Origin of the sequence: Acinetobacter sp. ANC 4779 (assembly GCF_004331055.1) — a bacterium.
Classification (GTDB): domain Bacteria; phylum Pseudomonadota; class Gammaproteobacteria; order Pseudomonadales; family Moraxellaceae; genus Acinetobacter.
Window position 1 is genome coordinate 128,161 of the sequence record NZ_SJNU01000010.1, and the last position, 12,566, is coordinate 140,726.

A 12,566-nucleotide genomic window follows, 5' to 3' on the forward strand; every position below is an offset into this window, starting at 1 on the left:
AGCCTGCGTTTCAAAAGGTGAGAAAGTTGCAGCCATTTTGTATCAGCCCTTTTTAAATTTAATTTTGACTACTCCATAAAAAAACGCACCTTGAGGTGCGTTTTTTTCAACTCAACAACTTACCAGCCTAAAGCTTCTTGTTGTTTTTTAATCAGTTCTTGAATGCCTTTTTCAGCCAATTCAAGCATCTCGTTACACTGTGCACGCGTAAACGGTTTTTCTTCGGCAGTACCTTGCAGTTCAATAAACTCACCGGCTTGAGTCATCACCACATTTAAGTCGGTTTGACAGCTTGAATCTTCTTCATAACACAAATCTAGTAACGCTTCGTCTTTATACATACCGACAGAAATCGCAGCCACCAAGCCTTTAAGCGGATCTTGCTTAATTTTCTTTTTCTCAAGCAATACATTCATCGCATCAATCAAGGCAACAGCTGCACCGGTAATAGATGCGGTACGTGTACCGCCATCTGCCTGAATCACATCACAGTCGATGGTAATGGTGTTTTCACCCAATTTTTTTAAGTCAACCATGGCACGCAAGCTACGCCCAATCAGACGCTGAATTTCTTGAGTACGGCCACTTTGTTTACCACGAGCGGCTTCACGGTCACTACGGGTATGCGTTGAACGTGGCAACATGCCGTATTCAGCAGTGACCCAGCCTTGCCCCTTACCTTTAAGGAAGCGTGGCACTGAATTATCAATACTGGCAGTACAAAGAACTTTAGTATGACCAAATTCAATCAATACTGAACCTTCCGCATAACGCGTATAGTTACGGGTAATTTTTACGTCACGTAATTGATCTAAAGTACGTTGGTCGATACGCATAATGGGTTCTCTTTGGCTAAAATTCATTGCGGCTTAGTATAACAGAAGCAAGCTTGAAGGTTTTGTCAGGACATTGTCAATTGGCAAAAACCATAAAATCATGCTGCTTCTTTTAAACCGCGAGTTGAATGAGGCACCCATTATGCTTATTTCAAAGCACTCACTATTTCACTTTAAAAGCCAAATAATGTTTTTAACTTCTGTTTGGATTGCACAACCGATGCCGTCCAGGAATTCGGTAATGAGCATTTGGCTAAACGCACCCAGACACTGCCAAACTGTTTAACGAAACTGGCTTCGTTATAGTGAATTCCATACTCTGCGCACAAGGCACGAATTTTGGGTGCCGCTTCTGCATAACGGTTGGCAGGCATATCCGGGAATAAATGGTGTTCAATTTGATGGCTCAAATTACCACTTAAAATATGCAAGCCTTCTGTTCCGGTAAAATTACTCGATCCACGAATCTGGCGTAAATACCATTCTGCACGGGTTTCATTTTCAGTATTATCCGGTTCAAAGGTTTCTGCGTCTTCCGTAAAATGACCGTTAAAAATTACCGCTGATGCCCATAAACTACGAATGACATTGGCTATGGCGTTGCCTGCAAATACCGGGAGAGCATTTGGACCGGCAATGAGCGGGAAAAATACATAGTCTTTTGCTACTTGGCGAACTGCTTTTTTACGGAATTTCGCTGAGTCCACCCAAACCTCTTTCCAGGTTTTGGTTTTATAGGCAATCGCATCTTCTAAATGTAGGTTTTGTAAGCCCACATACCATTCGAAAAACACCATCAGTTGAATGGCCAAAGGAATATTGAATAAAAAGCGCGGTTCCCATTTTTGCGATTCGCTGACACGAATTAGGCCATAGCCGACATCATGGTCTTTGCCGACAATATTGGTATACGTATGGTGAATATAATTGTGGGTATATTTCCAGTCATCGCCCGTCGCCATGGTATCCCAGTCATAATTGGCGCCATTCAGGTTTGGATCATTAAGCCAGTCAAACTGACCATGCATCACGTTATGACCCAGTTCCATATTTTCAACGATTTTGGACAGCCCCAATAAACCGGTACCTAATAACCATACCGGTGGAATCCAGCCGCCGAACATCAACATGCCGCGTGATGCAATTTCACTATAACGAACAAAATCACGAATTTTATAAATGTATTGAGCATCTTTTTCACCCACGCTGTCCATGATGTCACGGCGGATCGCATCGATTTTTTGCCCCAATTCAGCAATTTGTTCAGCACTCAAATGTTTTGATTTACTATTTTCTGGAAACTTAACTGACATATTCATTATTTTTCTCCTGAGTCATGCTCTAGCACCTATTCACGGCAAGTACGAGCAAAACTAAATTTTTTAAAGGTTGATCACTACAGGACTGACGGCTTGGCTAATACACAACTTAATTTGGGTATTGCTATCGTGGTCAATTTCGCCGGTCAGCAAATTTTTGGTTGAGCCGCTGACTTTAGTACAGGTACAAGTGTTGCAAATACCCATACGGCAACCATGTGCCGGTCTCAACCCGGCCTGTTCAGCACTTTCAAGTAAATTGGTTTTTGCTTCAAATTCTTGTTGGGCACGTAGAAATACCACCGGTTGTACGGCTGCAGTTTCATCTACAAGCACCTGGAAATATTCCTGTTTAAGTTGATCGGCAATCCCCAGCTGTTGATAAATCTGGTTCAGGCTTTGCATCATCCCCTGAGCACCACAGGCATAACTTTGACGTTGCTTGAAATCGGCGACCGTACTTTCAAGCAGTTCTACATTTAAGTGCTGTTTCTGGGCTACGGTATTAAAATGATGGTATTGAAACTGTGGATGTTGCTCGGCCAATTGCTGTAATTCGCTATGAAACGCGTCATCACGGGTAAAATACAACAGATCAATTTGGCTGATATTTTGAGTAAGTGCCTGTTGCAATAGCGAATAAATCGCGGTAATACCGCTGCCTGATGCCAGTAATAGCACAGGCGCCTGAGATGAACTTAAGCTGAAATCGCCCTGAACCTGGGAGATTTCCACCACGCTGCCTAGCGTCAACTGGGTTAAGGCATTGGAAACTTTACCCTGACGTTTCACCGCAATCACGATGTTGCCCGTCTCGGTGATTTTCACAATCGAATAGCTACGTTGCTGACGAACCCCTGCAATCACCAAAGTCACTAAAACACTTTGCCCGGCACGGAATGCTTTTGCCTGAAAATTATGATTTGGCTGAAGCTGAATTTGATAAAAGTCTTCACTCAACATATGCATGTCGACAATACTGGCTTTAACTTTTTTCCATGCCCACACTGGATTCACTTTTTCAGCAATAAAATCGACGAAATCTTCTCGGATCCATTGCGGTTGGTACTGCATCACATGACTCATAGGAGGTTCCTCTTTCTTATTGCTGGTTATTTATTTGAGTGAACAGGTGTTCTTACAGTGAACACTTGTACACTATAATTATTTTTTGATTCAGTCAACACATGTTCACTGACATTCGTCGTTTAGTTTGTTTTTTTTTGATAGACTTCATTTATATTTTTTTTAAGGTAAGCGAATGTCGATCCGGGATGAGCGTAAACAACAAAGCCGCCAAGCACTTTTGGATGCCGCGCTTGCTTTAAGCACGTCTGGACGTTCTTTCAGTAGCATCAGCTTGCGCGAAATCGCTCGTCATGTGGGACTGGTACCGACTGCATTCTATCGCCATTTTCAAGACATGAATGAGCTTGGGCTGGAACTGGTCGATCAGGTGGCCCTGCATCTGAAAGGTATTTTGCATCAACTTGGACAAGCCTATATCTATCAACCCAATACTCAAGCGAAAATCAGCCTGGATTTGTTTTTCCAGGCGGTTGAGCATCATCCTGAACCGTGGGTGTTTATGATTGCCGAGCGCTGGGGGGGATCAGAAGTGATTCGTCAGGCCATTGCCCGGGAAATTAATTTTTTAATTGAAGATCTGGCCAATGATTTATGCAAAATAGAAACGGTACAGCACATCCGCAATCTGCAAGACCTGCAAGTGATTTCTAATATTCTAATTAATTTATCCTTTACCTGGGCGATGACCTGGATGGACATCAATCGTCACTATCAGGCTGAAGAATGCATAGAACAACAAATACAGTTTAAGACGCAAACCATTACTCAAGTGCATGTCATTTTCCGGGGTATTTCCAACTGGGATACTTCAAAGACAATCACTGAATAATTCACTACAGCTTAGACATAAAAAAACCCGCAATCATTGCGGGTTTTTAGTTCATCACACTTATTTCGCTTTGCGCTCTTTTTCTACCAGATAGCTCACGACTTGAGTCACCTTGCCATCTTCACCTTGAACCACATATTTGCCATTCACCACAACAGCCGGAACACCGCTCAATTGGTATTGTTGCGCCAATTGCTTGGATTGAGCCACTTTAGAGGTAATCGCGAATGAATTAAACATGCTGTTAAATTTGGCTTCAGGTATGCCATATTTCACAAAGAACTTGGCTTGTGATTTTTGGTCAAAAATCTGTTGGCCACCGGCATGAATGGCATGGAATAAAGGCAGGTGAGTTTTTTTACGAACGCCTAATGCTTCAGAGACATAATAACCACGCGCGCCTTGTTCCCAGACTGGATTCATTGCAGCAGGTGTACGTATAAAGTTGACATCTTTAGGAATTTTTCTGAGCCAAGCCTGCATATGGGGTTCTAATTTAAAGCAGTGGGGACAGCCATACCAAAAGAACTCACGTACTTCAATTTTTCCAGGCACTTCAACTTTACCTGGGTTGGCAATCACGGTGTAATCTTTACCCGCGACAAAATCGGCAGCCATTGCAGTGCCTGAAAAGGCAAAAATAGCAGTAGCAACGCTACCTAAAAGGAATTTTTTCATTGACCTTATTGTCCTCTGAATCGTTATGATTAAGTTATACGATGACTATAAATCAATTATGCCGAATTCGTTTTCATTCTGTGAACTTTTTTACAGCTTTTATCGCTTTTTTGAGAATAAACGCTACACTAAGCGCCTATAACTTTTTTTAAAATATAACGACTTGATTGAGGTGATACCGATGTCGCAATTGAATGTTGATCCACAAGAAATTGCCAAATTTGAAGCATTCGCAGCCATATGGTGGGATCAGCATTCTGAGTTCCGTCCCCTGCATCAGATTAACCCTTTACGCTTAAATTGGATTGATGAACATTCAGGTGGCATTAGCGGTAAAAAAGTCCTCGATGTCGGCTGTGGCGGCGGTATTTTGTCTGAAAGCATGGCACGGCGTGGTGCAAATGTTTTAGGCATCGATATGGGTTTAGCTCCTTTAAACGTGGCGCGTATTCATGCAGAACAAGAAAATGTGAGCAATATTGAATATCGCCAGGTTCCGGTTGAACAGTTGGCGCAAGAACAAGCCGGACAATATGACGTGGTCACTTGCATGGAAATGCTTGAGCACGTTCCAGATCCGGCATCAATTATCCAAGCCTGTCAAACCTTGGTCAAACCGGGTGGTCATGTATTCTTCTCGACCATTAACCGTAATCCAAAATCTTATTTATTTGCGATTATTGGGGCGGAATACGTATTACGCATGCTGGCCAAAGGCACGCATGATTATCATAAATTCATCAAACCTTCTGAACTTGCACATGACATTCGCAGTGCAGGCTTAAAACTCAAAGACATGACCGGTCTGCATTTTAATCCGATAACCAAACGTTACTGGCTGGCACCGAATGTCGATGTGAACTACATGGTGTACACCGTAAAAGAAGGTGCCTGATGAAAGCTGTACTGTTTGATCTAGATGGCACCCTGATTGACACTGCTGCCGACTTTATTCGCATTATTCAAGACATGTGCCGCGATAAACAATGTGAAATCGTGGCTGCCGATCTGATTCGCACCCAGGTGTCGGAAGGCGCACGTGCCATGGTGAAACTGGTCTATCCGGAACTGGATGTTGAAGATCCGGTGTTTCTTGCCCATCGGCAACGTTTTTTAGACCTGTATGGTGAAGATATTGCGGTGGATACCGACCTGTTCGACGGCATGTATCCCCTACTTGAAGAACTGGAAAGCCAAGATATTCCTTGGGGTATTGTGACCAATAAGCCACGCTGGCTCAGTGAATCGCTGCTAAAAGCACTCAATTTGACTGATCGCTGTGCCGTTCTGGTCTGCCCTGAAGATGTCAGCAAAACCAAACCCGATCCTGAACCGATGTATCTGGCAGCCAAGCATATTCAGCTTCAGCCGGAAGACTGCATTTATGTGGGCGACCATCCCCGTGATATCGATGCCGGTCGTAACGCCAATATGTACACTATCTTGGCCGGCTATGGTTATTTACCATTGCAACACAAAGATGACTTAACAGCCTGGCAAGCTGATTGTATAGTCAAGACAGTTGCCGAATTGCATCAGGTGATTAATCGACTGGTCAGCTCAAAGCAAGATAATCATTCTCTCATTTCATAACGATATAAAAATATATAACCGAGGAGGTATGCAATGAAATATTCAGAATATCAACCTCGCCCTGATCTGTTAAAAGATCGCATTATCCTGATTACAGGGGCGGGCGATGGTATTGGTCGTGCAGCTGCAATTAGCTATGCCCTGCATGGGGCAACTGTGGTACTGCATGGGCGCACGCTAAACAAGCTGGAAGTCATTTATGATGAAATTGAAAGCCTCGGTGCGCCGCAACCGGCTATTCTGCCTTTACAACTTTCCAGCGCCTCTCCTCAAGACTATGAATTACTGGTCGATACCTTAGATAAACAGTTTGGTCGCTTAGACGGCATTTTACATAATGCCGGTATTCTGGGTGAACGTACCGAACTGGCCAATTATCCGATCGAGGTCTGGGATGATGTGATGGCAGTGAATTTGCGTGCGCCATTTTTACTGACGCAAGAGCTGTTACCGCTGCTGCATAAATCAGAACATGCCTCTGTGGTTTTTGCCAGTTCCGGGGTAGGCCGTGAAGCACGTGAACGTTGGGGTGCTTATTCGGTCTCTAAAATTGCCGTTGAAGCGGTCAATCAGATTTTTGCCAAAGAAAATGTTTATCCGAATGTGCGATTCAACTGCATTAATCCGGGCGCAACACGTACCGCCATGCGTGCCAAAGCTTATCCGGAAGAAGATCCAAAAACCTTAGCGACGCCTGAAATGATTATGCCGGCCTACCTGTATTTAATGGGTGACGACAGCTTGAATATGAATGGTCAAAGTATTGATGCGCAGGATTAATTCTTAAAAAGATCCAAAGGGAGCATAGGCTCCCTTTTTAGTTTATGCCTCTTGTTTGAGGTGAAATCACTTTTAGATCACATAAAACTATAAATCGTATTTTTAAATCATTTTAATAATAATATTCGGTTTTTCAAATTAAAAAGATCAGCTTATGCTGATTCATATTGAAAAACACCCCATATAAGGAATAGATTATGGCTGATCAACAACGTAAAATTGAAACGATCCGTAGCATTAAAAATTTACAGCTTTCAAATGCATTGATTACAGCTCTGGATGATGCAGGACAAGCAGAAGCAATTGCACAGGCTGTGAACTCACTTCAAGACCTTGCTGAGCAATGGAATTAGAACAGTTTTATTGAACAGTCGGCATAGGGTTGTTGCAGCCTGTAGTCAGAACAATTTTGAATAAATAAAAGCGTTATCAAAAATTTGATACAATTTTTTCATCAATAGCCTGTTTTTGTAGTATTTAATATCGACATAAAATTTCTTTAGATTTTTAAATCGTGAGATATTTCGGCATAATATCCTTATTATCTCTGCATTTTATAATAAATGAGTGATTTATCTTCACAGTTTCTCTGCAATTTTTTCGTACATTAGCATGATTGAAATTAATAATTTTTCTATGAGGGTTCAACATGAAAAAGATTTTGACAATTTTGGCAATCTCTTTCAGTGCATTGATGGCAAACAGTGTAACCACTGCTGCACCTCACGAGAAACACGATAACAATCGTGGTTGGGACCAATCACGTCATCAGCAATCAAATCATGGGCGAGATTTTCGTGGCCAAGATGATGACGATGACCGTATGCAAGATAAACGCCGTGTTCGGGAAGAACGTGGAGTAAAACGTCTACAACAGCATAAATGGCAAACCGGTTATGTGATGCCGCAGCATTATCGGGGTAACGGTTATAAAGTCGATTACAAAAGCCATGACTTGCCAAAACCCTCTCGTAACCAGCAGTGGTACAAAATTAATAATGACTATATTTTAGTCGATACTGACAGTAATAATATTATTCGTATTCAAGGTTTTTAAATTCTCCATGCCCAAACTCCGGTTTGGGCTTTTTTTTATTTTTAAAAATCGTCTGTTTTAACAGCAGGTCGTTCACTGCACGCTTTTCAGTATTGTTAAAATCTTCTTTTTTTCTCCATCAATTTCACAATTCACCTATACAACTCTCATTTTTTATCTCTAATTTTTGGTTAATTTCGTCTTATCGAAAATATATTTAAAAATGATTTAAGGTGAATGCCATGAAAAAAATTTTAACAACAATTGCACTGTCTTTATCTGCACTGATGGCAACTTCTGCGATGGCAGCACCGGATCATCGTTATGATGATCGTCAACGCTATAACCATCCACAGTCGCATCAAGATAACCGCTGGGACAGCAATAATCGTTATGACAACAAACGGGTAAACCCGAGTCGTGATTGGCGTGCAGGCCAAAAATTTCCGCGTGTATTCAGCTCATCAAGTTATAAAGTGAGCGACCGTGATGCACGCCGCTTACCGAATAGCAACCGTAATCAACAGTGGTATAAAGTGAATGGCGACTATGTATTGGTAAACGACCGTACCGACCGTATTGTCCGCATTATCAACTAAAACCGGTTTAAGTTTCTGATTCCCTAAAAAACACCTGAATGCAATTCAGGTGTTTTTTTTAATTTTTAGCTTCCCCCCCGTTATTTTTTCATTAGAATCAAAGCAGGAAATTTTTTAATTTTGAGATAAGTATGCACGAGAATTCATCGGAAACATCACAAAGCACAACTTTGCAATATGTGCATTGGTTTCGACATTCTGCGCCTTATATCAATGCCCACCGTAATAAAACCTTTGTCATCATGTTTGATGGTGAAGCGGTACAACATGAAAATTTCCAACATATTATTCATGACCTTGCCCTACTGCATTCTTTAGGCATTCGTCTGATTCTGGTGCATGGCGCGCGTTCGCAAATCAATCAGAACTTAAAAGCCAGCGGCATTCAAACCCCGTTTCATAATCATCGCCGGATTACCACGCGCGAATCTTTAAGCTGCGTGATGAATGCAGTGGGTTCGATTCGCCTGCAAATTGAAGCGCTGCTTTCCATGGGTCTGGCCAACTCACCGATGTACGGCGCACGTATTGATGTCATTTCAGGTAATTTTGTCACCGCAAAACCCTATGGCATTCGTGATGGCATTGACTTCCAGCTGACCGGTGAACTGCGTACCGTGGATACCGAAGCCATTCAACGCCATCTTAAAAATCATAATATTGTACTGCTTGGCCCCACCGGTTATTCCAACACAGGTGAAGTGTTTAATCTGGTCGCGGAAGAAGTCGCCACCAATACCGCTATTCTGCTTAAAGCCGACAAGCTGATTTTCTTGGGCAAACAACAAGGTCTGGTCAATGAATTCGGGCAATTGCAGCGTGAAATTCCGCCGCATCAACTTGATCAGCATATTTTGCAGTATCAAGACTCCAATCCGGATATTGCGTTGCAGTTACGCGGTGCAAAAAATGCCTCACTGCAAGGTGTACGTCGTGTCCATCTAATTTCTTATACCTACGATGGCGCATTGCTGGAAGAACTGTTCACCCGCGATGGTACAGGCACCATGATGACCAATTCACATTATGAAGAAGTGCGTACTGCAAATATTCAGGATGTCGGGGGCTTGATGAATCTACTTCGCCCACTGGAGGCCGAGGGCATTTTGGTGTATCGCTCACGGGAACGCTTAGAAAGTGAAATTGAGCAGTTTTCTGTGATTGAACGTGATGGCATGATTTTAGCCTGTGCTGCGCTATATCCGATTCCGGCTTCCGCCCACGAAATCAAGTCGGCCGAGATTGCCTGTGTCGCGGTCGACCCCACCTATCGCAAGTCCAATCGTGGCAGCCAGATTTTGTATTATCTGGAAGATAAAGCCAAAAAGATGGGCATTCAGCAACTGTTTGTATTGACCACACGTACTGCACACTGGTTTGTCGAGCACGGTTTTGAGCCAGCCAGTGTCGATGATCTGCCCAATGCACGGCAGGCGCTATATAACTACCAACGTAATTCCATGGTATTCAAAAAGTCACTTTAAAGTGGCTTTTTTATTCTGGCTATAGCTTTATTTTTTATATCTTTATTCATCTTTTTAGTGAATCTGAAAAATTTGATTTATGCAGTTTTTGCATAACCTTATAACAGTGTAATATTTAGAATTAAATTTAATAAATATCAATAATTTAAAATATTAAAACAGCATATTTTATGTTTTATATAAATCACTTTCTCACATAAGTTTTTCTTTTTTTTATTTATCTTTTTTCCTCATTAAGAATTCCTATTTTTTTATTATTTTCGAAAAAGAAAAGGCTTTAGCGTATCTGTTCAATATTCAACACTTCATTATTGCGGAGCACACATTCATGAGCGCCATTCAAGCAAAATTCTGGGCGAAATCGCTGGTCCTTTCTTCAGTAGTTGCTGGCGCAATGATGATGTCAGGTTGTGCGAAAAAAGAAGCTGAAAAGGTGACTTTAAATATCGGTTTTCAAAAATATGGCTTGTTGCCGATTATTAAAGAACGCGGCATTTTAGAAACAGCATTAAAACAACAAGGCGTCAATGTGAAATGGGTGGAATTCCCTGCCGGTCCACAACTGCTTGAAGGTTTAAATGTCGGCAGTGTCTCCTTAGGTGAAGCCGGTGAAGCGCCTCCTATTTTTGCTCAAGCAGCCAATTCGAATTTGGTTTATATCGCAAACCAGCCCAAAGCACCTAAAGCTGAAGCCTTAATTGTGCAAAAAGACTCAGCCATTCAAAACATCCAGGATTTAAAAGGTAAACGTGTTGTCTTGAACAAAGGCTCCAATGTGCATTACCTGTTACTCAAATTACTTGAAGCCAACAACCTGAAACTGGATGACATTCAAGTGGTGTATTTACCGCCTTCGGATGCACGTGCCGCTTTTGAAAAAGGTGCAGTCGATGCCTGGGTCATTTGGGATCCGTTCTTTGCAGCTGCTGAACAGCAAATTGGTGCACGTGTCATTGCAACAGGTGAAAACTTGGTCAGTAATCATCAGTTCTATTTGGCTGACCGTAAATTTGCCGAGCAACATCCGAATGTGCTGAAAGCTGTCATCAATGAATTAAACACCACGACCCAATGGGTATCACAACATCAAGATGAAGCCGTCAAACTCCTGGAAAAACCGACAGGACTGTCTAGCGGCATTCTTAAATCTTCCATTTCGCGCATGGGCTTTGGTGTACAACCGATTTCTAATGAAGTGGTGCAAGAGCAGCAATATGTTGCCGATGCTTTTTATAACCAGAAACTCATTCCAAACAAAATCAATATTCAATCTGCAATTTTAGCCAAGTAAAGAAATCACCATAGAGGATTAGATAATGACTCAACATCAGCGAAATCATAAAGCAATTACCTGGTTTAAAACGTCTAGCCATGGCATGAATGCGATGTTGATTGCTTGTGCGATGTTGGGTTCAAGTACAGCTTGGGCAATCGATCCTTCGGTTAAAGAACTGCGGATTGGTTACCAAAAAAGTTCCATTAACTTTGCTGTAGCCAAAGAGCAAAAGCTCTATGAGAAAGAGTTTCCAAACGCAAAAATAACATGGAATGAATTTCCAGCCGGTCCGCAAATTTTAGAAGCGCTTGCTGTAGGTTCGGTAGATATTGGCGTCACTGGCGATACGCCACCGGTATATGCACAAGCCGCCAATAAGCCTTTGTATTACATTGCGTATGAGGCAGCTAAACCTTTGGCATCCGCAATTTTAGTGCCTAAAAACTCGAGCTTAAAAAAACTGAGTGATTTAAAGGGCAAACGTATTGCATTGCAAAAAGGCTCAAGTGCTCATTATTTATTGGTTCAGGCCGTACGCAAAGCAGGCTTGAAATGGACAGATATTCAGCCCATCTGGTTAAGCCCTGCCGATGCACGCGCAGCTTTCCAGAAAGGTGCTGTGGATGCCTGGGCCATCTGGGATCCATATTACGCATCGACTCAACTTGAAGATCAAGCCAAAGTCCTTGCCGCAGGTAAAGGCCTCAGTCCAAATTATACCTTTTATCTAGCGGCACCTGAATTTGTAAAACAGCATCCCCAAGCAATTAAAGGGGTAATTCAACAGATTAATTTAGCCGATGCATGGGTGCAAAAGAATCAGCAGGCGACTGCAAACTTAATTGCAAAAAACACCGGCTTAAAGCCTAACGTGAGCCGCACTTTTGTTCAGCGCCGTCCGAGTCCCTCTGTTGCAGCACCTTTGACTAAAAAAGTGATTTCGGAACAGCAGCAACTGGCAAACCGCTTTAGTGAACTCAAAATCATTCCCAATCAAATCAATATTCAGCAAGCCGTTTGGGCAGGCAAATAATCTAAGGATCAAAG

Annotated in this window: 14 protein-coding genes; 10 read left to right on the forward strand and 4 right to left on the reverse strand. The window is 42.3% G+C overall.

Annotation, left to right across the window (positions count from 1 at the left end):
• Positions 1 to 119: 119 nt before the first annotated feature.
• The 3 genes from rph to E0H80_RS12325 all read right to left on the reverse strand — a co-directional run bounded on the left by rph (position 120) and on the right by E0H80_RS12325 (position 3,241).
• Complete coding sequence (gene rph / locus E0H80_RS12315; RefSeq protein WP_067869111.1) at positions 120 to 836, reverse strand: ribonuclease PH; 717 nt, start codon at positions 834 to 836, stop codon at positions 120 to 122.
• A gap of 173 nt (positions 837 to 1,009) precedes the next feature.
• Complete coding sequence (locus tag E0H80_RS12320; RefSeq protein ID WP_131366242.1) at positions 1,010 to 2,155, reverse strand: fatty acid desaturase family protein; 1,146 nt, start codon at positions 2,153 to 2,155, stop codon at positions 1,010 to 1,012.
• A 63-nt stretch (positions 2,156 to 2,218) separates the two neighbouring features.
• Positions 2,219 to 3,241: a ferredoxin reductase gene (locus tag E0H80_RS12325; protein ID WP_131366244.1), complete on the reverse strand. Its 1,023-nt coding sequence runs from the start codon at positions 3,239 to 3,241 to the stop codon at positions 2,219 to 2,221.
• Between the two features lie 175 nt (positions 3,242 to 3,416).
• Here E0H80_RS12325 and E0H80_RS12330 point away from each other — a divergent pair, with 175 nt between their 5' ends.
• Entirely contained in the window at positions 3,417 to 4,073 is a 657-nt protein-coding gene (locus tag E0H80_RS12330; RefSeq protein ID WP_131366246.1) for a TetR family transcriptional regulator, read from the forward strand.
• 60 nt (positions 4,074 to 4,133) lie between these two features.
• Here the strand turns inward: E0H80_RS12330 and E0H80_RS12335 are convergent, their stop codons facing one another.
• Positions 4,134 to 4,751 (reverse strand): thiol:disulfide interchange protein DsbA/DsbL, encoded by a 618-nt coding sequence (locus E0H80_RS12335; RefSeq protein WP_067869100.1) that lies wholly within the window; start codon positions 4,749 to 4,751, stop codon positions 4,134 to 4,136.
• A gap of 181 nt (positions 4,752 to 4,932) precedes the next feature.
• Between E0H80_RS12335 and ubiG the strand changes: the two genes are divergently transcribed.
• From ubiG to E0H80_RS12375, 9 genes are all read left to right on the forward strand, one after another.
• The gene (gene ubiG / locus E0H80_RS12340) at positions 4,933 to 5,646 is read left to right on the forward strand and encodes a bifunctional 2-polyprenyl-6-hydroxyphenol methylase/3-demethylubiquinol 3-O-methyltransferase UbiG (RefSeq protein ID WP_067869097.1); all 714 of its coding nucleotides are present in this window, start codon (positions 4,933 to 4,935) and stop codon (positions 5,644 to 5,646) included.
• Positions 5,643 to 6,344, forward strand: a complete 702-nt coding sequence (locus tag E0H80_RS12345; protein WP_165494315.1) for an HAD family hydrolase — start codon at positions 5,643 to 5,645, stop codon at positions 6,342 to 6,344. The genes ubiG and E0H80_RS12345 overlap by 4 nt, the downstream gene beginning before the upstream one ends.
• 33 nt (positions 6,345 to 6,377) lie before the next feature.
• Positions 6,378 to 7,124, forward strand: a complete 747-nt coding sequence (locus tag E0H80_RS12350) for a YciK family oxidoreductase (protein WP_131366250.1) — start codon at positions 6,378 to 6,380, stop codon at positions 7,122 to 7,124.
• Between the two features lie 197 nt (positions 7,125 to 7,321).
• Positions 7,322 to 7,477, forward strand: coding sequence for a hypothetical protein (locus tag E0H80_RS16655; protein WP_165494314.1), 156 nt, complete (start codon positions 7,322 to 7,324; stop codon positions 7,475 to 7,477).
• Between the two features lie 296 nt (positions 7,478 to 7,773).
• Positions 7,774 to 8,181, forward strand: coding sequence for an RcnB family protein (locus E0H80_RS12355; RefSeq protein WP_131366252.1), 408 nt, complete (start codon positions 7,774 to 7,776; stop codon positions 8,179 to 8,181).
• A 221-nt stretch (positions 8,182 to 8,402) separates the two neighbouring features.
• Positions 8,403 to 8,759 (forward strand): RcnB family protein, encoded by a 357-nt coding sequence (locus E0H80_RS12360; protein WP_131366254.1) that lies wholly within the window; start codon positions 8,403 to 8,405, stop codon positions 8,757 to 8,759.
• A 131-nt stretch (positions 8,760 to 8,890) separates the two neighbouring features.
• Entirely contained in the window at positions 8,891 to 10,243 is a 1,353-nt protein-coding gene (argA, locus tag E0H80_RS12365; RefSeq protein ID WP_131366256.1) for an amino-acid N-acetyltransferase, read from the forward strand.
• 328 nt (positions 10,244 to 10,571) lie between these two features.
• Positions 10,572 to 11,534: a sulfonate ABC transporter substrate-binding protein gene (locus E0H80_RS12370; protein ID WP_131366258.1), complete on the forward strand. Its 963-nt coding sequence runs from the start codon at positions 10,572 to 10,574 to the stop codon at positions 11,532 to 11,534.
• Positions 11,535 to 11,619: 85 nt separating this feature from the next.
• Positions 11,620 to 12,552: a sulfonate ABC transporter substrate-binding protein gene (locus E0H80_RS12375; RefSeq protein ID WP_228259997.1), complete on the forward strand. Its 933-nt coding sequence runs from the start codon at positions 11,620 to 11,622 to the stop codon at positions 12,550 to 12,552.
• Positions 12,553 to 12,566: the final 14 nt, after the last annotated feature.